The organism is Escherichia sp. KTE31, from assembly GCF_000407925.1.
Taxonomy (GTDB): Bacteria; Pseudomonadota; Gammaproteobacteria; order Enterobacterales; family Enterobacteriaceae; genus Escherichia; species Escherichia ruysiae.
Genome location: NZ_KE136726.1, coordinates 1,035,018 through 1,057,316, shown reverse-complemented (window position 1 = coordinate 1,057,316; position 22,299 = coordinate 1,035,018). Strand labels below are relative to the sequence as shown.

Sequence of the window (22,299 nt, the reverse complement as noted above, 5' to 3'; positions counted from 1 at the left end):
CATCTGGTTTTGCATCTGCTCCACGGTCAGGCCGCACGATGCCAGCCAGCGGCGGCTTTCCTCGCTCACCCGGTCAGTAAGGATTTCACTTTCCAGCCGGTCGAGCATCTGCACCAGCGCCGGCGGGAACACCACATTGCCACCGTCTTCACCGCCGGACTGCTGAAGGGCGTCCGCCAGGCTGCGGCGCTGCGTTTTCGCCAGCTCACCGGTGGCAGTTTCAACTCTGATGAGTGGCGTGAAGCTTCCCGGCAGGTATACCGTCTGGATGCGGCTCCTGTCGTTCTGTATCGTGGTCAGCCGGTCGCCGTCCCAGCCGTACCAGGTCACTTCCGGTTTCCGTGACAGCGACATCCGGCCCGTCAGGTCCCGTTCACGCCGCCATACCCGTTTCGCCACCCTGCAGCCCAGCGGGTCGTAAAGATAACGGCTTTCGACCAGCGGCTCTTCGTATTGTGTCCGCGTGTAGTGCACCAGCCGGTGCTGACCGTCGTAATGGTACCGGTGAGTCCGCTCATCATCCGTGCGGATAACCCCTTCCGGGATGAGGTCGGTTTTCTCCGTCAGCCTGCCGTGACGGTCATACCGGTAAAGATAGTGAGCGTCACGGGCGATACGGTTATCCGGCCACATGCTGAGGGTGCTGTCCGGGTGCAGCTCCGGGTCGGGCAGGCGGTTACCTGCCGGGTCCGTGGCATACGGGATGCGGATATCCAGATTCGAGGCCGTGGTGTGGACGCCGGTCAGCCTGCCCGAGGCGCTGTAGCTGTAACCCCGCGTCTGGCGCGGGCTGCTGATGCGGATGAGTTCGCCGTTGTCGTTCCAGGTGTAATCGCGGTCAGACAGCAGGCTGTTCAGGTGCTGGCTCTGTAGCTGCCCGGTGAGGGTGTAAGCGGTGGTGAGTTCATAACGGCCGAAGGTGCGCAGCGTTTCCCGGTGCAGGCGGTCGCGGGTGAAATCCACCAGCGGTGTGTCGCCGAGTTTCATGCCTGCCAGCCAGCCGCTGCCGTAGGTCAGCCATTCCACGGCGGGCAGGCTGTCCGGTATACAGCGGTTTGCCAGCCCCTGCGCGTTGTACGCATGTCCGGTCTCATGCTGCCAGAGCAGTTCATTCGTCTGCGGGTGATGCACCGTCTGGCGCTCACCGGTCAGGCGGCCTTTCTCATCATACCCGTAATGCACCGCCACCCGGTGCCCTTCGCTGATATGGCTGATGTCTGTCAGCCAGCCGCGTTCGTCATACTGCCACTGCTCTGCGGTTTCACCATTCACCGTTCGCTGCGTGAGGCGGTCAGCATCATCGTAGTGCCGGAGGGTGACCAGCTCCTCGTCCTCGCTGCGGATAAGTTTACCGGTCAGGTCGTGGTGATAACGCTGTGTCCGGCCGTCAAAGCCGGTTTCCTGTATCAGCCGGTCGCGGACATCGTAACTGAAGGTGGTGTGGCTGCCGTTTTCACTGGTCAGGCGGATGACCCGTCCGGCAGCATCGTATTCCATACTGCGCGTCAGCCCGCCCTGCGTGGTGCGGACGGCCTTTCCCCACGCATCGTACTGTGTCTCGTTTCTGCTGCCGTCCGGGGCGATGACGGCGGTCAGGTCACCGGCGGTGTTGTATTCATACCGCGTTTCATGGCCCAGCGTGTCTTTCACCGCAATTAACTGTCCACGGCTGTCGTATGCGCGGTACTGGCTCAGGCCTTCCTCGCGGTGCACCGCCGTCACCTGCCCGAAGCGGTCATGGTCATAACGGGTTACATAACCGGAACAGTCGGTGACGGTCAGCAACTGACCGTAACGGCTCCACGTCATGGTTTTCCGGCTGCCGGTGGCATCTTCCGTTGCGCAGGGTAAGTCACTGTGTGGATTATCATAACGGTGGCGGGTGATATCGCCGTCAGGGGCTGTTTCCTGAATCAGACGTCCGTATTCATCATATTTGCGGCGCATTTCCAGTCCGTCAGGCCCGGTGGCTGACGTTAACTGGTTGTGGTGGTTATAGTAAAACACCCATTCTCTGCCATCCGGCGTGGTGATGTCTGTGACAAGCCCCGTCACCACATCCGGGCTGTACTCTGTCGTCCGGCCTGCGGCATCCGTCTGTGCCTTAAGCCTGCCCACCGCATCAAACCGGCTCTGCGTGACGCTGCCGTCAGCGAGCTCCTTTTTCACCACCCGCTTCAGACCGACTTCGCCTGCGGTATGCAGGACTTCACGGCGGTTCAGGCTGTCGGTGACGGTGATACGGTCTTTCTCATACTGATACGTGTAGCTTAAGCCCGCCGGGTTAAGCTGCTCCGTCACCCGCCCGTCGCTGTCGTAACGGTAACGGATTTCCGGTCGGCCTGCGTGACGGTGCGCCACCATCCGGCCCCGGTATTTATCATCGTAAGTAAAGCTGCGCACCTGTGTGCCGCTGCGGTCATACACCGCCGCCAGTTCGCCGCGCGGCGTCCAGCCATAGCGCACCAGCGGTGCGGCAGGTAAATTCTCCGGATATTCCGGGTCGTGCGTCAGCCACACGGCGGACAGGCGGATACCGTTATCCCGGCCATATTCGGTGCAGCCCGGCAGGGTGTCAGGAAAAGCGGCCTGTTCCGTCCCGCCGGAAGTAGACTGCTTTCTGGCCTCTTCTGCCCGCTGCGCCTGCGTGGTCAGTACCAGCCGGAAGTGACGGCCTGCGCCATCGGTCACGCCGGTGATTTCGCCGCTGAATTCACCGGCGGCTTCGCGGTGGAACGTCTGTGTACGCCCGAAGCGGTCCACCATCCCGGTCAGCACCCGGTACGGCGGCAGCGGCGCGGGCAGCACCTCATCCGCCTCCGGCACCCGTTCACACCAGCCGAGCAGCCACCACGGCCCCTGCGGGCTGTTCGTCGCCAGATAACTGTGCGGACTCAGGCGAAGCTCTTCCGGCAGCGCCTGCCAGAGTGCGGCCAGCCGGTGACCTTCATCCAGTCTCAGGACGCCGCCGCGCACCAGCCAGAGTGACTCGCTGCGGCTGTAACCATCCTCACCGGGGAACAGCGGCTCAAAATAAAGGCTCCTGCCGCCGTTATCACTGAGTATCAGTGTGTTATCGCGCAGCTGTAAGCGGATATCCGCAGGCATTTTCCAGCCGGGGCCGAGAATCCCCACCGGTGCGGGCGTTTTTGTCCGGTAACTGCTGTAGGTGCGGGAAAGAATGAACGGCAGCGGGCCGGGCAGGGCAAGGTCGGTTTCGCCGGGAAGGACTTTTGCACCGAGCAGCGGATTGACCGGATGACCGGACGTCACCCCGCCGGGGCACACCGAACAGGCCACACCGGTGGGGGCACCGATGCGCACCCCGGCTGAACCCTGAACAATGCCACCGCCATACTGCGTTATGTCGCCCTGACGCGCCGCCGGTTTTCCGCTCATCTGCTCATCCTTGTTTTATCGGGTTAGTTGTCTGCTTCCAGGCAAAACCCTACAGATTTATAAGAAAGCCTTAAGTGAGATATCCGTCAGATCACAGCAATTAGGAAAATATTTATATCACTATGATAAATATGCGTTTTCCTTAAAAATAACAAAATATCAACATTCCCTGCCTTTTTTCCCATCGCCAGGCCATACTGATATTTTTCCTCGCACAAAGGACATGGCATGAAACTTATCGGTAGCTACACCAGCCCGTTTGTACGCAAACTTTCTATTCTGTTGTTAGAAAAGGGCATAACTTTCGAATTTATTAATGAACTGCCCTATAACGCGGACAACGGCGTGGCGCAATTTAACCCGTTAGGGAAAGTGCCGGTGCTGGTGACCGAAGAGGGCGAATGCTGGTTTGATTCGCCAATCATTGCCGAATATATTGAATTAATGAATGTCGCTCCGGCGATGTTGCCACGCGATCCGCTGGAGTCGTTGCGAGTGCGTAAAATTGAGGCGCTGGCAGATGGCATTATGGATGCCGGGCTGGTGTCGGTGCGCGAACAGGCTCGTCCTGCGGCGCAGCAGTCTGAAGATGAATTGTTACGCCAGCGAGAGAAAATCAACCGTAGCCTGGATGTGCTGGAAGGATATCTGGTCGATGGCACGCTCAAAGTCGATACGGTCAATCTGGCGACTATCGCCATTGCCTGTGCCGTTGGATATCTCAATTTCCGCCGTGTTGCGCCGGGCTGGTGTGTCGACCGCCCACACTTAGTCAAACTGGTCGAAAACCTGTTTAGCCGCGAAAGTTTTGCCCGCACCGAACCACCAAAGGCTTGATGCGCGATATGTCCTCCTGACCCATCTCACGTTACAATCCGTGGTTATGTTAAACGCCCTTCTCCGTGTGAGAGGGCCTTGATCAGCCAGGTTTCCTATGACAACCGAAACGCGTTCCCTCTATAGTCAACTTCCGGCTATTGATCGCTTATTGCGCGATAGCTCCTTCCTTTCTTTGCGTGATACTTATGGTCACACCCGCGTGGTGGAATTGCTGCGTCAGATGCTTGATGAAGCGCGAGAAGTGATTCGTGACAGCCAGACGCTGCCCGCGTGGTGTGAGAACTGGGCGCAAGAAGTCGATGCCCGGCTGACGAAAGAGGCGCAGAGCGCGCTGCGTCCGGTGATCAACCTGACGGGAACCGTGCTGCATACCAACCTTGGGCGAGCTTTACAGGCGGAAGCAGCGGTGGAAGCCGTTGCGCAGGCTATGCGTTCGCCGGTGACGCTGGAGTACGATCTGGACGACGCCGGACGCGGGCATCGCGATCGCGCGCTGGCGCAACTGCTGTGCCGCATTACCGGCGCAGAAGATGCCTGTATCGTCAATAACAATGCGGCGGCGGTGCTGCTGATGTTGGCAGCCACTGCCAGCGGTAAAGAGGTGGTGGTGTCTCGTGGCGAACTGGTGGAGATTGGCGGCGCGTTTCGTATTCCTGACGTAATGCGTCAGGCAGGCTGCACCCTGCACGAAGTGGGGACGACCAACCGTACCCACGCCAGTGATTATCGTCAGGCAGTAAATGAAAATACCGCGCTGTTGATGAAAGTACATACCAGTAACTACAGCATTCAGGGATTCACCAAAGCGATAGACGAAGCGGAACTGGTGGCGCTCGGCAAAGAGCTGGATGTTCCCGTGGTGACTGATTTAGGCAGTGGTTCGCTGGTCGATCTTAGCCAGTACGGTTTGCCGAAAGAGCCGATGCCGCAGGAGTTGATTGCGGCGGGCGTCAGTCTGGTGAGCTTCTCCGGCGACAAGTTGTTAGGCGGGCCGCAGGCAGGGATCATCGTTGGTAAGAAAGAGATGATTTCCCGCCTGCAAAGCCATCCGCTGAAACGTGCATTACGCGCGGATAAAATGACCCTCGCGGCGCTGGAAGCGACGCTGCGTCTCTATCTGCACCCCGAAGCACTGAGCGAAAAATTACCGACCCTGCGTCTGCTTACTCGCAGTGCAGAGGTTATTCAAATCCAGGCGCAACGTTTACAGGCTCCCCTTGCCGCACATTACGGTGCGGAGTTTGCGGTACAGGTTATGCCGTGTCTTTCGCAGATTGGCAGTGGTTCGCTGCCGGTTGATCGCCTGCCGAGCGCGGCATTAACGTTTACACCCCATGACGGACGCGGTAGCCACCTTGAAGCATTAGCCGCCCGCTGGCGTGAATTGCCGGTGCCGGTGATTGGACGTATCTACGACGGACGATTGTGGCTGGATTTACGCTGCCTTGAAGATGAGCAACGGTTTATGGAGATGTTGTTGAAATGATTATTGCGACTGCCGGACACGTTGACCACGGCAAAACAACCTTATTGCAGGCGATTACTGGCGTAAATGCCGACCGTCTGCCGGAAGAAAAAAAGCGCGGTATGACCATCGATCTCGGCTATGCCTACTGGCCGCAGCCGGATGGTCGCGTGCCTGGTTTTATCGACGTTCCCGGTCATGAAAAGTTTCTTTCCAACATGCTGGCGGGTGTGGGTGGTATCGATCATGCGCTGCTGGTGGTGGCTTGCGATGACGGTGTGATGGCGCAGACCCGTGAGCATCTGGCGATTTTGCAACTTACCGGTAACCCGATGCTGACAGTGGCACTGACCAAAGCCGATCGCGTGGACGAAGCGCGTGTTGATGAGGTTGAAAGCCAGGTAAAGCAGGTGCTGCGGGAATACGGTTTTGCTGAAGCAAAACTGTTTGTCACCGCAGCAACCGAAGGTCGGGGAATTGATGCCCTGCGCGAACATCTGCTTCAGTTGCCTGAACGTGAACACGCCAGCCAACATAGTTTCCGCCTCGCTATCGACCGCGCTTTTACCGTAAAAGGTGCCGGGCTGGTGGTCACTGGTACGGCGTTAAGCGGGGAAGTGAAGGTTGGTGATTCACTATGGCTGACAGGTGTAAATAAGCCGATGCGCGTGCGTACGCTCCATGCGCAAAATCAGCCAACAGAAACCGCCCATGCCGGGCAACGTATTGCGCTTAATATCGCCGGTGATGCGGAAAAAGAACAGATTAACCGTGGCGACTGGCTGCTTGCCGATGCGCCGCCAGAGCCGTTCACGCGGGTAATTGTCGAGCTACAAACTCACGTACCGTTGACCCAGTGGCAGCCGCTACATATTCACCACGCTGCCAGCCACGTTACGGGGCGCGTTTCGCTGCTCGAAGATAACCTTGCCGAGCTGGTGTTCGACACGCCGCTGTGGCTGGCGGATAACGATCGCTTAGTGCTGCGCGATATCTCGGCTCGCAACACGCTGGCGGGGGCGCGCGTGGTGATGCTCAACCCGCCACGTCGCGGTAAACGTAAGCCGGAATATCTGCAATGGCTGGCTTCACTGGCACGTACACAAAGCGATGCCGACGCACTGACCGTTCATCTGGAACGCGGAGCGGTGAATCTTGCCGATTTCGCCTGGGCGAGACAGCTCAACGGCGAAGGGATGCGCGAACTGCTGCAACAGCCAGGCTATATTCAGGCTGGTTATAGCTTGTTGAATGCGCCGGTTGCCGCCCGCTGGCAGCGAAAAATCCTCGACACATTAGCGGCTTATCATGAGCAACATCGCGATGAACCTGGACCGGGGCGCGAGCGCCTGCGGCGCATGGCGTTGCCGATGGAAGATGAAGCTCTGGTTCTGTTGCTGATTGAAAAGATGCGCGAAAGCGGCGATATCCACAGCCACCACGGCTGGCTGCATCTGCCAGATCACAAAGCGGGCTTCAGCGAAGAGCAGCAGGCCATCTGGCAAAAAGCAGAGCCGCTATTTGGCGACGAGCCGTGGTGGGTGCGTGACCTGGCAAAAGAGACGGGAACCGACGAGCAGGCAATGCGCCTGACGCTACGCCAGGCGGCGCAGCAGGGGATAATTACGGCGATCGTCAAAGATCGTTATTACCGTAATGATCGGATTGTCGAATTTGCCAATATGATCCGCGATCTCGATCAGGAATGTGGTTCAACCTGCGCGGCGGATTTCCGCGATCGCTTAGGTGTAGGCCGAAAGCTGGCAATTCAAATTCTGGAATATTTTGACCGCATTGGCTTTACGCGGCGTCGTGGAAATGATCATTTATTGCGCGATGCATTATTATTTCCCGAAAGATAAGGAAATGATTAATTCATAATAAATATGAATTAATACAAAATTCTTATTAATATTAAGGAAGCACGTTATTTGATGAATGTAACGTGCTTTTTATTAAAAATATTTTAATAAACGGTAATGTCGATCATATTTCCGAATGAAAATACTTTGTAATCTGCCAGCCCTTTTTACTCTTCCAGGAGTGTGTTATGGCAGCTTCAACGTTCTTTATTCCTTCTGTGAATGTCATCGGCGCTGATTCATTGACTGATGCAATGAATATGATGGCAGATTATGGATTTACCCGTACCTTAATTGTCACTGACAATATTTTAACGAAATTAGGTATGGCGGGCGATGTGCAAAAAGCACTGGAAGAACGCAATATTTTTAGCGTTATTTATGATGGCACCCAGCCTAACCCAACTACGGAAAACGTCGCCGCAGGCCTCAAACTGCTGAAAGAAAATAATTGCGATAGCGTAATTTCCTTAGGTGGTGGTTCTCCGCACGACTGTGCGAAAGGCATTGCGCTGGTGGCTGCCAACGGCGGTGATATTCGCGATTACGAAGGCGTTGACCGCTCTGCAAAACCGCAGTTGCCGATGATCGCTATCAATACCACGGCGGGTACTGCGTCTGAAATGACCCGTTTCTGCATTATCACTGACGAAGCGCGCCACATCAAAATGGCAATTGTGGATAAACACGTGACTCCGCTGCTTTCTGTCAATGACTCCTCTCTGATGATCGGTATGCCGAAGTCACTGACCGCCGCAACGGGTATGGATGCCTTAACACACGCTATCGAAGCGTATGTGTCTATTGCCGCCACGCCGATCACCGACGCTTGCGCACTGAAAGCCGTGACCATGATTGCCGAAAACCTGCCGTTAGCCGTAGAAGATGGCAGCAATGCGAAAGCGCGTGAAGCGATGGCTTATGCCCAGTTCCTCGCCGGTATGGCGTTCAACAATGCGTCTTTGGGTTATGTTCATGCGATGGCGCACCAGTTAGGCGGTTTCTACAATCTGCCGCACGGTGTATGTAACGCCGTTCTGCTGCCGCACGTTCAGGTATTCAACAGCAAAGTAGCCGCTGCACGTCTGCGTGACTGCGCTGCTGCAATGGGTGTGAACGTGACAGGTAAAAACGACGCGGAAGGTGCAGAAGCCTGCATTAACGCTATCCGTGAACTGGCGAAAAAAGTCGATATTCCGGCAGGTCTGCGCGATCTGAACGTGAAAGAAGAAGATTTCGCGGTACTGGCGACCAATGCTCTGAAAGATGCCTGCGGATTTACTAACCCGATTCAGGCAACTCACGAAGAAATTGTGGCGATTTATCGCGCTGCGATGTAATCATCATTCCCACAACGGCTGGCAAATTGTCAGCCGCTTTTTCAACTATCTCTGTAATCCTTGCCCGTAAATTCGTGATTGCTGTCGTAAAGCTGTCACCGGCTGGCGAAGATTTCGCCAGTCACGTCTACCCTTGTTATACCTCACACCGCAAGGAGACTACCATGACCAACAATCCCCCTTCAGCACAGATTAAGCCCGGCGAGTATGGTTTCCCCCTCAAGTTAAAAGCTCGCTATGACAACTTTATCGGCGGCGAATGGGTAGCACCCGCCGACGGCGAGTATTACCAGAACCTGACGCCGGTGACCGGGCAGCTACTGTGCGAAGTGGCGTCTTCGGACAAACGCGACATCGATCTGGCGCTGGATGCCGCGCATAAAGTGAAAGACAAATGGGCGCATACCTCGGTGCAGGATCGCGCGGCGATTCTGTTTAAGATTGCGGATCGAATGGAACAAAACCTAGAACTGTTAGCGACGGCAGAAACCTGGGATAACGGCAAGCCCATCCGCGAAACCAGTGCTGCCGATGTGCCGCTGGCGATTGACCATTTCCGCTATTTCGCCTCGTGTATTCGGGCGCAGGAAGGTGGGATCAGTGAAGTCGATAGCGAAACTGTGGCTTATCACTTCCACGAACCGTTAGGCGTGGTGGGGCAGATTATCCCGTGGAACTTCCCGTTGTTGATGGCGAGCTGGAAAATGGCTCCCGCGCTGGCGGCGGGCAACTGCGTGGTGCTAAAACCCGCACGACTTACCCCGCTTTCAGTACTGCTGCTAATGGAAATCGTCGGTGATTTACTGCCGCCAGGTGTGGTGAACGTGGTCAACGGCGCGGGCGGCGAAATCGGTGAATATCTGGCGACCTCAAAACGCATCGCCAAAGTGGCGTTTACCGGCTCAACGGAAGTCGGCCAGCAGATTATGCAGTACGCCACGCAGAACATTATTCCGGTGACGCTGGAGTTGGGCGGTAAGTCGCCAAATATCTTCTTTGCTGATGTGATGGATGAAGAAGATGCTTTCTTCGATAAGGCGCTGGAGGGCTTTGCATTGTTCGCCTTCAACCAGGGCGAAGTCTGTACCTGTCCGAGCCGTGCTTTAGTGCAGGAGTCTATCTACGAACGCTTTATGGAACGTGCTATCCGCCGAGTTGAAAGCATTCGTAGCGGTAACCCGCTCGACAGCGTGACGCAAATGGGTGCGCAGGTTTCTCACGGGCAACTGGAAACCATCCTCAATTACATTGATATCGGTAAAAAAGAGGGCGCAGACGTACTCACCGGCGGGCGGCGTAAGCTGCTGGAAGGGGAACTGAAAGACGGTTATTACCTCGAACCGACGATTCTGTTTGGTCAGAACAATATGCGTGTGTTCCAGGAGGAGATTTTTGGCCCGGTGCTGGCGGTAACCACCTTCAAAACGATGGACGAGGCGCTGGAGCTGGCGAACGACACGCAATATGGCCTGGGCGCGGGTGTCTGGAGCCGCAACGGTAATCTGGCCTATAAGATGGGGCGTGGCATTCAGGCAGGGCGCGTATGGACCAACTGTTATCACGCTTACCCGGCACACGCAGCGTTTGGCGGCTACAAACAATCAGGCATTGGCCGCGAAACCCACAAAATGATGCTTGAGCATTACCAGCAAACCAAGTGCCTGCTGGTGAGTTACTCGGATAAACCGTTGGGGCTGTTCTGATATTTTAGGCAGGCAACATTAATTGTTGCCTGCTTATTTTTTAGTTGTATAAAGCGGCAGTTGCTTTTAACTCATCGCTAAAAGAATAAATATCATCGAGAGATTCAATAGGATGGCGGGTTTCGTTTTTCTCTAAGTCAAATAGGCCAATATACTTTTGGTTTCGATTGAAATGCAATCTGCAGAGTGGTTTTCTATTATTGTCATCTACAAGTATACCAAAATAGCTTTTTGTATCTCTGTGAACTATTCTTGGAGCATCAAGTACTACGCGAACTATAGCTTTAACAATATGAAATCCTTCAAGTTCTTCCATGGTAGTGGCAATGTCGGTTTCTTCTTTATTAATACTTTCTACTTCTTCATTTTGTGATGACGAATTAATTATAGATAATGAGCCACCACCTATTGCTGATTTCAATCTTTCGTTTATTTGAGCGTTAATATATTGACTGGCAGCTTTCTTTGTCAATTTGGCAAATGTATCTTTTACTTTTTGTGTTAACATACCTTCATAGATTCTTGCTGCGAAGAACTTTACAAAATCCTCTTCAGGATTGTTCATTTGTACATGGAGAACTTTTTTAATTAAACTAACATATTTTAATTCACCTGCAGCATTAATTATTGATTCCAAATCAAATGCTGATTTAGTAAGCTTCTTTATCTCGGGAACAACTGTTTCATCTAAGTCCAGTAGATCTATCTCAAGAAATGGTTTTTCATCCATTTTATTAGGAGCTTCTAAGTCAGTAAAAAATTTATAAACTTGTCCATTGGTTAGAATAGATATTCTTGCATTTGTTACATGAAAGTAACGAAAAAGCTGTGAAGCATGATTTATATTTAGAGGATCGCCAATTTTTTTGCATTCAATGAGAATTTGAACCTCACCATTTTTTAAGATCGCATAGTCAATCTTTTCACCTTTCTTCGTTCCAATATCGCATACAAACTCTGGGATAACTTCAGTAGGATCAAAAACATCATAACCTAACACATTGTTAATAAAAGGCATTACGAAAGCATTTTTGGTGGCTTCCTCCGTTTCAATGACTCCGGCTTGTTGTTTTATTTTTGAGGATAATGAATTCAGTTTATCTATAAATTCCATAGACATAATAACTCCTTTTATATAATTAATAAAAATACGTTTTATAAAAAATATAGGAAATATTTATATGTTAACGTTTTGCTATTGGTCATAGTTAATGTATAACACACAAAAAATGATGTGTGCATATTGTAAATGCAATGGTGAAACAAGCTTGATATTTATCAAGAAAATAAAACAATGTATGTTATTTTTTATTAGTTGCTTTAAATGTTCTATGAATACGAGCTGGATCTATAGCAAGACTAGCTTCGATATCGCATGGATAATCTAATACAAGGTTTTTTAACACCTAATACTATGAGTTATATGTAAATTGCGAGCCTCCTCGCATCTTTTCTACAAATTACTGCACACCGTTATTCTTCTTCCGAGCGACATTCCTGAGTCAACTTTATCCACCTGACGGCCTATATAAAACGCGCTATCGTGATTGCTATCGCTAATTGTATGTGTGTCGTGTGTATAATCATGGAAGGACAGGGATGTGAAAAGTGCAGACGTGATTGCCATTCTGAAACAGCATGGCTGGGAGCATATTCGCACCCGTGGTAGTCATCATCAGTTCCGCCACCCTGTTCATCCGGGTCTGGTGACGGTTCCGCATCCTAAAAAAGATATTAAGCCCGGTACGCTGGCACAAATTGGGCGTCAGGCTGGTTTAACGTTTTAAAATTTCAGGAGGCAATATGTTTTATCCCGCCTATATCCATAGCGATCCCGACGGCAGCGCCAGCGGCTTTTTCCCTGATGTTCCAGGCTGTTATTTTGCTGGTGATACACTTGATGACGCATTCCAGGATGCGCGAAGCGCATTGACTGCGCACTTTGAAACCTTGTGCGAAATGAATGAAGAGTTGCCACTTCCTGGCTCTGTGGAAAAACATCTGGCTCAGCGGGCGCAGGACTTTATTGGCGGGCAATGGCTGCTGGTGGATATCAATATGAACCAGTTCGAAGGTCGGGCTGAACGCATTAATATCACTATGCCGAAAAGGTTACTGAACAAGATTGATACCTACGTGCGCAATAACCCAGACTATGCTAACAGAAGTGCGTTTCTGGCAGAAGCTGCCCGCCGTGTGCTGTCAGGCGTTTAATCTCGCGTATTGATGGCGAGCGCCGGATACAGCGGGCTGCCGGACGAGATTACCGGCAGCCCAATGTTCGATCGTAATGAGAGTTTTACGTTTGTCACTGGTATGAACTGGCATTATTAATTGACCAGGGCGATGTTGGATAAATTGCGTTAGCAAAATCTATATTAATCAGCTGTCATTGCGGTGTCGGAGGGGTATCCGACACCGCAGTGGATTACGGCAGGTAAAACACTTCTTGTAGCTCGCTGCTGACCGGGCTGTTATCCTGATTAGCGGGCATAACGTCGGTCATATATTTCCACCAACGTTGGCAAACGTCAGTGCTGGCAACCGCATTCCAGCGTTCTTCAGATTCAATTTCTACTGTGGCAAACAGCAAATTTCGCGCTTTATCGAGATAGATGGCGTAGTTATGCGCACCGTGAGATTTCAATACCGCTTCCAGTTCCGGCCAGATCGGGTTGTGCCGACGCTGATACTCTTCATGGGCGCCGGGGTTTACCTGCATAACAAACGATTTGCGGATCATAACGCCTCCAGATAAAGCTCACGCACTTCGTCGCGACTTGCGGTACGTGGGTTACATGGTGCGCATGGGTCGGCCAGGGCTTTATCTAACCAGCCTTCGATATCCTCTTTACTGATGCCAAGCTGACTAAATCCCGCAGGTATGCCTACGCGATGGCTCAAGGCTCGAATGGCATTAATTGCTTCCAGACTTGCCGCTTCATCACTCATCCCGCGCGTATCGACCCCCATCGCCTGGGCGATACGGGCAAAGCGTGCGATGGCATTCGGGCGGTTAAAGTTTTCGATTACTGGCAACAAGATGGCATTACACACCCCGTGTGGCAGGTTGTGGGTAGCACCGGGCTGATGCGCCAGTGCGTGAACCAGCCCCAGTCCCGCGCTGTTAAAAGCCATACCCGCCAGATATTGCCCGAAAGCCATCTGTTCGCGAGCTTCCAGATTATGACCATCTTCTACCGCTTTCGGCAGCCACAGCGAAATCAAGCGGATAGCCTCCAGCGCGTTGGCATCAGTTAGCGGATGGGCGCCAACGGAAACATAGGCTTCTATGGCATGGGTTAGTGCGTCCATACCAGTGGCAGCGGTAACGGAGGCAGGGATCTCCAGCATTACACTGGCATCATCCACGGCGATATCAGGAATAATATTCGAATCGATGATGACTTCTTTCACTTGCCGCGCAGTGTCGATGATCACCGCATTGCTGGTCATCTCAGCGGCGGTTCCGGCAGTCGTGTTGATCGCCACCAGCGGCACGCCTGGGTTTTTTACTTTGCCAATGCCAGAGTAAGCAGTAGAAGGGCCTGGATTAGCGGTAAGGATTTTCACGGCTTTTGCGGTATCAATTGGGCTACCGCCACCGAAAGCAATAATGTAGTTACATGCGGCGTCCTGAAATGCAGCGTAGCCTTTTTGCACCAGTTCTTCGGTGGGGTTTGGAAAGACCTCATCGAATAGGTGGTAAGACATTTCGTGTTGATCCAGCGCGGTGAACAGACTGTCCAGCAATCCCAACTTAACCAGTTGCCCATCGGTAACGATCAGTGCTTTTCCCCACTGCTTATTCGCAACCAGGTTTACCATATCGCCAATTGCCCCAGCGCCATGCAGGCTGATTTTCGGTAATGCCAACATAAAACTCATGATTATTCTCCTTAAGATCAAATCCTTCTGTCCGGCGGCATAACCCGCGCCGCCAGATGCGAAACGGGGTGTTAAAGCGCCAGTGCGTTTGCCAGTGGGGTGACGCCGAAACGTTTGCCCAGGGCTATCAACTCTTCACGGCTGATGGTCTGTTTCATGCCGCCCATCGAATACACTTTCACCAACACTTCCGCCGATTTTTCTGCGGTATCGATCAGGCCAAACGCTTCGTCCAGCGTCGGACCACTGCCGAAGACGCCGTGGAAAGGCCAGAGAACCAGTGAATGTTTTTGCATTTCCTGCGCGGTGGCCAGGCCGATTTCGTCCGTGCCGGGCACCATCCACGGCAAAATGCCAACGCCATCCGGGAATACCACCAGGCACTCGGTGCTGCCTTCCCACAGTTGGCGAGTGAAGACCGCCGTGTCGTTTTCCAGTACATAGGTGAGGGCGATCAGGTTGGTGGCATGGCAGTGCATGATCACCCGATCTTTACCGTTGGTGGCTTTAATACGTTCGCAATGGGAGAGAAAGTGCGCCGGAAGTTCAGAGGTTGGGACGGCTTCGTGGGTTAGCCCCCAGAGAATATGGTAGCCCGCACCGTCGCTGTCGACCTTCACGACGCCTAAATTTGCAGCGGGATCGAGCTGGACGTTGCGGAAGAATTTGCCGGAGCCGGTGACGATAAACGGTGTGTTTGCCAGTAAAGGCATTGGCTGGCTGAGCGGAATATAGCGCGGTTGTGGGTGGAAATTGTCGTTATACGGCGCGATGTCAGCGTCATCCAGGCGCAGCGTCAGGTTACCGCCGTTGCGCTCGTCCCAGCCTTTCAGCCAGGCGTCGGTGGTGGCTTTGATCATTCCCTGGACAAACCAGGACTGGGTAATGTTTTGCATGTTCTGTGTTCCTGTAAATTCAGTGTTGTCGGATGCACGATCCGTAGGGCGGATAAGGCGTTCGCGCCGCATCCGGCGGTGTTTACCCACGCTGACGCAAAATCTTATTCTCATAAGCCCGCACGCTTTCCAGCCATTCGCTACCCGCTGGCGTATCGTGACGCTGGCAATACATTTCCCACACCGCCTGCCACGGCAACGATTTCTGCTCTTCCAGCAGCGCCAGTCGTGCGGTGTAATCCCCTGCCGCTTCCAGCTTGCGCAGTTCGGCTGTCGGTTCTAACAACGCACGTAGCAGGGCTTTTTTCATATTGCGCGTACCAATGACCCACGCGGCAATGCGGTTGATGGAGGCATCGAAGAAGTCGAGACCAATGTGTACCCGGTCGAACAGATCGTGACGGACAATCTCACTGGCAATTGCCTGGGTTTCATCATCCAGCAGCACCACGTGATCGCTGTCCCAGCGAACCGGGCGGCTGACGTGCAGCAGCAACTGCGGCACATACAGCATGGCGGCGGAAATCTTGTCGGAAATCACTTCAGTCGGGTGGAAATGTCCGGCGTCCAGACACAAAGCGGTCTGGCGGCTGGTGGCATACCCCATGTAAAACTCATTGGAGCCAACCGTGTAGCTCTCCGCGCCAATACCAAACAATTTGCTCTCTACCGCGTCGATATGGTGTGCCGGGTTCAGCTTTTCGCTGATTACCTCATCCAGAGCTGCCAGCAAACGCTGACGCGGGGCGAGACGGTCAACGGTGATATCTTTCATGCCATCCGGGATCCAGATGTTCATCACCGACGGTGTGCCGAGTTGCTCGCCAAAATAGGCCGAAACGCGACGGCTGGCCTTGCAGTGGTCAATCCAGAACTGGCGAATGCGGTCGTCGGCATGGGAGAGCGTAAAGCCATCGGCACTTAGCGGATGCGAAAAACAGGAGGGGTTAAAGTCCAGACCGAGGTGATTGGCTTTTGCCCATTCAACCCAGTTTTTGAAGTGCTCTGGTTTGATTTGGTCGCGCGAGACGGGCGTGTCTGATTCCAGATAAATCGCATGTAAATTAAGCCGTTTCGGCCCCGGAATCAGCCGCATAGCCTGTTCCAGATCGGCACGTAGCTCTTCGGCATTGCGCGCTTTGCCCGGATAATTACCTGTGGCCTGAATCCCACCAGTCAACGAACCTTCCGGGTTTTCAAAACCAGAAACATCATCGCCCTGCCAGCAGTGCATTGAAACGGGTAAGCGATCAAGTTGGCGCAGCGCCTCCTCGACATCAATCCCTACCGCCGCGAAACGCTGTTTCGCCAGTTCCCAGGCCTGTTCCAGTTGTGTGGTCATGCGCAAAGCTCCTTTGTCTGTCGTGTAGAGTGAATCCGCGCCACATAGTGGGCAATTTCACTGTCAGGATTAGGGGTAAAGGTGGTCAGATTCGCGGTGGCGCCTACGACCTGACGGAAATCATCCACATTGTTGAGTTCATCCAGCGTCATTAACTGGATGCCGATATTGCCGAGTGTTGAGGCTTCAACTGGCCCGGCGATCACCCGAATACCGCAGGCATCGGCACACAACTGGTTGAGCAGCGCGTTCTGGCTGCCGCCGCCGACAATATGCAGTTGCGAGAAATCTTCACCGCGTAGCTGCGCCAGTTCGTGCAGTACGTCGGCATACAGCAGCGCCAGACTGTCGAAAATACAGCGCGCCAGTTCAGCATCACTTTCCGGGATCGGTTGCGCCGTTTCCCGACACGCAGCCTGAATTTCGCTGCACATCTCGTCAGGATTAATAAAGCGATCGTCATTTGGATTGATGATGAAGCGGCAAGCCGGGAGTGCCAGTGTCGCGGCGATAAGCGTCGGGAGATCGTTGATTTGTCGCTCCTGAAGTACCCGCTGGAGCAGCCATAAACCCATGATATTTTTCAGCACCCGATAGCGACCTTCCGCACCGCCTTCATTGGTGATGTTGGCTGCCAGCGCCGCATCATCGGTGAATGGCGTCTGGCTTTCGAAGCCCATCAATGACCAGGTGCCGGAGGAGAGATAAGCGGCGCGGGAACCGTTTAACGGCGAGGCGATAACCGCGCTGGCGGTATCATGGCTGGCAACGGCGACCACCGGAATTTCATTACCCTGCGGGCAAATCCAGTGACCTATGACATTACCCGGATGCGTCGGGCGACCAAACCAGGCTTTGTTGGCACCGCTCCACGCCAGCAGGGACTCGTCCCAGTCGTCGCTATTGATATTGACCAGTTGCGTGGTTGTGGCGTTGGTGTACTCCCAGTTCATCTTGCCGGTCAGGCGATAACTGAAGTAATCCGGCATCAGCAGAGCGTGAGCGATTTGTGGAATAAGTTCAGGTTGTTGCGCCGTCAGCGCACGTAGCTGATAGATCGTATTGAAGGGCAGAAACTGGATGCCGCTACGCTGATAAATGTCGCGTTTGCCAATTTGCTGCTGTGCCAATGTCATCAGTCCGTTAGTGCGGCTATCACGATAGGCAATCGGTAAACCGACGCGCTGACCGTGTTGATCCAGCAGCACATAGTCTACGCCCCAGGTATCAATGCCGATGCTATCGATACGAATCCCTTCCTCGCACACCTTGTTTAACCCAAGGCGAATGGCGTTTTCCAGACTATCGACATCCCAGGTGGCATAACCGCTCTGGTAATACAGCCCATTAGTAAAACGATGGATTTCACGCAGCGTCAGGCTGCGACATTCACGGTGGTAACGCGCCAGCATTACGCGCCCACTGGATGCGCCGAGATCAACAGCGACGCAGTAGCGAAAGGTCATAATGAGATCCTTCTAAGTTTCATTACGCCCAGTCTAAGAAGCGCCCGACTTCGCTACCTTCTCGTTACTGACAGGAAAATAGACCGCTGGCAACCAGGGAAAGATGAACGTGATGGCGTTCACAATTTTCAGAAATGTGGTGGTGTGATGTTTGCCGCATTTTCTGAAAAATCACGCTTTATCTTGAAAAATCGACATTTTTTACGTGTTTTGCTGTCGAAAATTTAAGGTAAGAACCAAACCGCTTGATTACTATTCCGCCATGTTGACGGCATCAGGAGGCTTATATGGACGTATTACATTGTGTGGATTTTTTTCCGTCTGGTAACGTGTCTGTGGCAATAGAACCCCGGCTTCCTCAGGTGGATTTTCCTGAACATCACCATGATTTCCATGAGATTGTGATTGTCGAACATGGCACGGGTATCCACATTTTCAATGGGCAGCCTTATACCATCTCCGGTGGAACAATCTGTTTCGTGCGCGATCATGATCGGCATTTATACGAACATACGGACAATCTGTATTTGACCAATGTGCTGTATCGCTCCCCGGATAGATTTCAGTTTCTTGCCGGGCTGCATCAGCTTCTGCCGCAAGAGCAAGACGGGCAATATCCGTCCCATTGGCGCGTGAGCCACAGCATATTGCAGCAGGTACGGCAGCTGGTTTCGCAACTGGAACAGCAGGACAGAACGAATGATTTACCCTCGAAAGCTAGCGGTGAGATCTTGTTTATGCAATTACTGCTCTTGCTGCGTAAAAACAGTTTGCAGGAGAGCATGGAAAGTCGCGAATCGCGCCTGAACTTGTTGTTGGCCTGGCTGGAAGAACATTTTGCCGACGAGGTGAATTGGGAAATGATGGCGGATCAATTTTCTCTGTCACTACGCACGTTGCATCGTCAGCTAAAACAGCAAACCGGTTTGACGCCCCAGCGTTACCTTAACCGTTTACGGTTGGTGAAGGCGCGTCATCTGTTACGTCATAGCGAGGACAGCGTGACCGAAATCGCATATCGCTGCGGATTCAGCGACAGTAACCACTTTTCGACGCTGTTTCGCCGTGAGTTTAACTGGTCACCACGCGATATTCGCCAGCGGCGGGATGGCTTTCTGCAATAACGCGAATCTTCTCAACGTATTTCCACGCCAGTTTATGAATAATCAAATGCGTCTTCTGGCTGAGGTGGCACGGTGGTTCATCAGTTTGTCCTTCGTAAAAAAGATTTTTTTGCCAGCGAACAGCAGGCGGTCGCGGTTGCTGATCGTTATCCGCAGGATGTCTTTGCCGAGCATACACATGATTTTTGTGAACTGGTGATCGTCTGGCGCGGTAACGGTTTGCATGTGCTTAACGATCGTCCTCATCGTATTACCCGTGGCGATCTCTTTTATATCCACGCAGACGATAAACACTCCTACGCTTCCGTTAACGATCTGGTTTTGCAGAACGTTATTTATTGCCCGGAGCGGCTGACGCTTAATCTCGACTGGCAGGGGGCGATTCCGGGATTTAACGCCAGCGCAGAACAACCACACTGGCGTTTAGGTAGTGTGGGCATGGCGCAAGTGCGGCAGGTTATCGGGCAGCTTGAGCACGAAAGCAGTCAGCCCGCGCCGTTTGCCAACGAAATGGCAGAGTTGCTGTTCGGGCAGTTGGTGATGCTTTTGCAACGCCATCGCTACACCAGTGATTCATTACCGCCAACATCCAGTGAAACGTTGCTGGATAAGCTGATTACCCGGCTGGCGGCCAGCCTGAAAAGTCCCTTTGCGCTGGATAAATTTTGTGATGAGGCGTCTTGCAGTGAACGCGTCTTGCGCCAGCAATTTCGCCAGCAGACCGGGATGACTATCAATCAATATCTGCGGCAGGTCAGAGTGTGTCATGCGCAATATCTTCTCCAGCATAGCCGCCTGTTAATCAGTGATATTTCGACAGAATGTGGCTTTGAAGACAGTAACTATTTTTCGGTGGTGTTTACCCGGGAAACCGGGATGACGCCCAGCCAGTGGCGTCATCGCAATTCCCGGAAAGATTAACTCGCCATGCCCATGCCGACGATGTTGGCAGCGACAATAATCACCACACAACCGAGGCTCAACACGGTAACCGGACGGCGTCCCGCATTGTTCCACTCTTTCAGCACCAGCCCGACGATACCGCCGCACAATACATAGAAGCTCATATGCAGCATCCAACTGATGTAGTCATACTGCGCCGGAATGCGGGCGTGGCCCCAGGCATAGAAAAAGAATTGCAGATACCACATCAACCCGCCCAGTGCTGAGAGTAATACATTGTGAATGATCAGCGGTTTTGCCAGCGAAAAGTCGGCTTTTAGCGACAAATCTTTCACTTTTGCCAGACGAATAAAACAGAAACCGAGGTTGATGATCGCACCGCCACCCATGATGACAACATAGCTTGGCAGAGCGACATACAGTGGATCAACGCCCAGCGCGGCAGCCGCTTCATGCATCGGTTTTGCGGCGTTCATCGCAAAAGACATCCCGGCAGAAAAAATGCCGCACATTACCGCCAGCACCAGCCCTTTTTTCAGGTTGAACTCTTCGGCTTTAATGCCCATTTTGCGCTCTTTCAACTGCCCGGCGCGAGTCACAATCCCCACGCCAATCAGCGCCACCAGTACGCCGAGCAACGTCATGCGCCCACCGTCGGTGTTAATCAGCACATCGAAATTGCCGTTGATAATTGGCGTCATCAGCGTACCGACGATCAACGTAATGCCAATGGCGATACCTATCCCCATCGACATGCCGAGATAACGCATGGTCAGGCCGTAGTTGATATTACCAATCCCCCACATAGCGCCGAACAGAAAAACAGGCAGCAGGGTAGAGAGGCTGAACGAGCTGTAATATGCCCAGAAATCAGGTAGTAGCATGGCGCTGATGGCCCACGGCAGAATAATCCACGAAACAATCCCACCGACTGACCACATGGTTTCCCATGACCACTTTTTTACTTTTTTGAACGGAGCGTAAAAACAGGCTGCACTGGCCGCGCCGATCAAATGCCAAAATATCCCCATCGTAATCGCGTTACTCATCTTCTTATCCTCATCATTTTTCGTCGCGTCACATCTCCGACGAGATGAGTGTAAAAATCGTGCTGTCGATTAACCTTTCGCCTGTTGCCGCCGTTGCCGATTTACTGGCAATCACGGCATTAAGTGGGTGATTTGGTTCACATCTCGGACATTTCCCTGCAAAACCATTCCCCTATGAAAAGTACGGCATTGATAATCATTTTCAATATCATTTAATTAACTATAATGAACCAACTGCTTACGCGGCATTAACAATCGGCCGCCCGACAATACTGGAGATGAATATGAGCTATACCCTGCCATCCCTGCCGTATGCTTACGATGCCCTGGAACCGCACTTCGATAAGCAGACCATGGAAATCCACCACACCAAACACCATCAGGCCTACGTCAACAACGCCAATGCGGCGCTGGAAAGCCTGCCAGAATTCGCCAACCTGCCGGTTGAAGAGCTGATCACCAAACTGGACCAGCTGCCAGCAGACAAAAAAACCGTGCTGCGCAACAACGCTGGTGGTCACGCCAACCACAGCCTGTTCTGGAAAGGCCTGAAAAAAGGCACGACTTTGCAGGGCGACCTGAAAGCGGCTATCGAACGTGATTTCGGTTCCGTTGATAATTTCAAAGCAGAATTTGAGAAAGCGGCAGCTTCCCGCTTTGGTTCCGGCTGGGCATGGCTGGTGCTGAAAGGCGATAAACTGGCGGTGGTTTCTACTGCTAATCAGGACTCCCCGCTGATGGGCGAAGCCATTTCTGGCGCTTCCGGATCCCCTGTTCTGGGTCTGGATGTGTGGGAACACGCTTACTACCTGAAATTCCAGAACCGCCGTCCGGACTACATCAAAGAGTTCTGGAACGTGGTGAACTGGGACGAAGCTGCAGCACGTTTTGCGGCGAAAAAATAATCGCATATTGCCTGCTGCAATGAGGCGTTTACGCCGTTTTTCAGCATAAAAAACAAACCATCGCACATAGCGGTGGTTTTTTTGTGATCAATTTCAAAATAAAAACAATGATCCTAT

General features: G+C 52.8%; 18 protein-coding genes and 1 pseudogene. 11 read left to right on the top strand and 8 right to left on the bottom strand.

What is annotated here, in order from left to right; translation table 11 throughout:
• Nucleotides 1-3,399: RHS element core protein (locus tag WES_RS00800; RefSeq protein ID WP_016235263.1), on the bottom strand; the 3,399-nt coding region annotated here is incomplete at its 3' end.
• A 228-nt stretch (nucleotides 3,400-3,627) separates the two neighbouring features.
• Between WES_RS00800 and WES_RS00805 the strand changes: the two genes are divergently transcribed.
• From WES_RS00805 to aldB, 5 genes are all read left to right on the top strand, one after another.
• Entirely contained in the window at nucleotides 3,628-4,236 is a 609-nt protein-coding gene (locus WES_RS00805) for a glutathione S-transferase (protein WP_016158845.1), read from the top strand.
• A gap of 97 nt (nucleotides 4,237-4,333) precedes the next feature.
• Nucleotides 4,334-5,725, top strand: a complete 1,392-nt coding sequence (gene selA, locus WES_RS00810) for an L-seryl-tRNA(Sec) selenium transferase (RefSeq protein WP_000206250.1) — start codon at nucleotides 4,334-4,336, stop codon at nucleotides 5,723-5,725.
• The gene (selB, locus tag WES_RS00815; protein ID WP_016235262.1) at nucleotides 5,722-7,566 is read left to right on the top strand and encodes a selenocysteine-specific translation elongation factor; all 1,845 of its coding nucleotides are present in this window, start codon (nucleotides 5,722-5,724) and stop codon (nucleotides 7,564-7,566) included. The genes selA and selB overlap by 4 nt, the downstream gene beginning before the upstream one ends.
• A gap of 188 nt (nucleotides 7,567-7,754) precedes the next feature.
• Nucleotides 7,755-8,906: an L-threonine dehydrogenase gene (gene yiaY, locus WES_RS00820; RefSeq protein WP_000741515.1), complete on the top strand. Its 1,152-nt coding sequence runs from the start codon at nucleotides 7,755-7,757 to the stop codon at nucleotides 8,904-8,906.
• A gap of 164 nt (nucleotides 8,907-9,070) precedes the next feature.
• Nucleotides 9,071-10,609: an aldehyde dehydrogenase AldB gene (aldB, locus tag WES_RS00825; RefSeq protein WP_016158842.1), complete on the top strand. Its 1,539-nt coding sequence runs from the start codon at nucleotides 9,071-9,073 to the stop codon at nucleotides 10,607-10,609.
• Nucleotides 10,610-10,649: 40 nt separating this feature from the next.
• Here aldB and WES_RS00830 read toward each other — a convergent pair whose 3' ends face one another.
• A complete protein-coding gene (locus WES_RS00830; RefSeq protein WP_016158841.1) occupies nucleotides 10,650-11,729 on the bottom strand; it encodes a type I restriction endonuclease in 1,080 nt (359 codons plus the stop codon).
• A 481-nt stretch (nucleotides 11,730-12,210) separates the two neighbouring features.
• On the opposite strand from WES_RS00830, the gene WES_RS00835 reads away from it, so the two are divergent.
• The 3 genes and pseudogenes from WES_RS00835 to WES_RS24220 all read left to right on the top strand — a co-directional run.
• Nucleotides 12,211-12,396: a type II toxin-antitoxin system HicA family toxin gene (locus WES_RS00835; protein ID WP_000833473.1), complete on the top strand. Its 186-nt coding sequence runs from the start codon at nucleotides 12,211-12,213 to the stop codon at nucleotides 12,394-12,396.
• Nucleotides 12,397-12,412: 16 nt separating this feature from the next.
• Nucleotides 12,413-12,823: a type II toxin-antitoxin system HicB family antitoxin gene (locus WES_RS00840; protein ID WP_016158840.1), complete on the top strand. Its 411-nt coding sequence runs from the start codon at nucleotides 12,413-12,415 to the stop codon at nucleotides 12,821-12,823.
• 6 nt (nucleotides 12,824-12,829) lie between these two features.
• A pseudogene (locus tag WES_RS24220) lies at nucleotides 12,830-12,943 on the top strand (MipA/OmpV family protein); the annotation flags it as partial.
• 94 nt (nucleotides 12,944-13,037) lie between these two features.
• On the opposite strand, the gene rhaM reads toward WES_RS24220, so the two are convergent.
• The 5 genes from rhaM to rhaB form a co-directional block, all read right to left on the bottom strand.
• Nucleotides 13,038-13,352: an L-rhamnose mutarotase gene (gene rhaM, locus WES_RS00845; RefSeq protein ID WP_016158839.1), complete on the bottom strand. Its 315-nt coding sequence runs from the start codon at nucleotides 13,350-13,352 to the stop codon at nucleotides 13,038-13,040.
• Entirely contained in the window at nucleotides 13,349-14,497 is a 1,149-nt protein-coding gene (gene fucO, locus WES_RS00850; protein ID WP_016158838.1) for a lactaldehyde reductase, read from the bottom strand. The genes rhaM and fucO overlap by 4 nt, the downstream gene beginning before the upstream one ends.
• A gap of 71 nt (nucleotides 14,498-14,568) precedes the next feature.
• On the bottom strand, nucleotides 14,569-15,393 hold the full coding sequence (gene rhaD, locus WES_RS00855) for a rhamnulose-1-phosphate aldolase (RefSeq protein ID WP_016158837.1): 825 nt from the start codon (nucleotides 15,391-15,393) through the stop codon (nucleotides 14,569-14,571).
• An 82-nt stretch (nucleotides 15,394-15,475) separates the two neighbouring features.
• Nucleotides 15,476-16,735 (bottom strand): L-rhamnose isomerase, encoded by a 1,260-nt coding sequence (gene rhaA / locus WES_RS00860; protein ID WP_016158836.1) that lies wholly within the window; start codon nucleotides 16,733-16,735, stop codon nucleotides 15,476-15,478.
• Nucleotides 16,732-18,201 (bottom strand): rhamnulokinase, encoded by a 1,470-nt coding sequence (gene rhaB, locus WES_RS00865; RefSeq protein WP_016158835.1) that lies wholly within the window; start codon nucleotides 18,199-18,201, stop codon nucleotides 16,732-16,734. The genes rhaA and rhaB overlap by 4 nt, the downstream gene beginning before the upstream one ends.
• Before the next feature lie 287 nt (nucleotides 18,202-18,488).
• Here rhaB and rhaS point away from each other — a divergent pair, with 287 nt between their 5' ends.
• Both rhaS and rhaR read left to right on the top strand, forming a co-directional pair.
• Nucleotides 18,489-19,325 carry an HTH-type transcriptional activator RhaS gene (gene rhaS / locus WES_RS00870; RefSeq protein WP_000382765.1) on the top strand — a complete coding sequence of 279 codons (837 nt, stop codon included), beginning with the start codon at nucleotides 18,489-18,491 and terminating at the stop codon, nucleotides 19,323-19,325.
• 72 nt (nucleotides 19,326-19,397) lie between these two features.
• On the top strand, nucleotides 19,398-20,246 hold the full coding sequence (gene rhaR, locus WES_RS00875; RefSeq protein ID WP_016158834.1) for an HTH-type transcriptional activator RhaR: 849 nt from the start codon (nucleotides 19,398-19,400) through the stop codon (nucleotides 20,244-20,246).
• Here rhaR and rhaT read toward each other — a convergent pair.
• The gene (gene rhaT / locus WES_RS00880) at nucleotides 20,243-21,277 is read right to left on the bottom strand and encodes an L-rhamnose/proton symporter RhaT (RefSeq protein ID WP_000063528.1); all 1,035 of its coding nucleotides are present in this window, start codon (nucleotides 21,275-21,277) and stop codon (nucleotides 20,243-20,245) included. The genes rhaR and rhaT overlap by 4 nt on opposite strands.
• 284 nt (nucleotides 21,278-21,561) lie before the next feature.
• Here rhaT and sodA point away from each other — a divergent pair, with 284 nt between their 5' ends.
• Nucleotides 21,562-22,182 carry a superoxide dismutase [Mn] gene (gene sodA, locus WES_RS00885; protein WP_016158833.1) on the top strand — a complete coding sequence of 207 codons (621 nt, stop codon included), beginning with the start codon at nucleotides 21,562-21,564 and terminating at the stop codon, nucleotides 22,180-22,182.
• Nucleotides 22,183-22,299 lie beyond the last annotated feature (117 nt).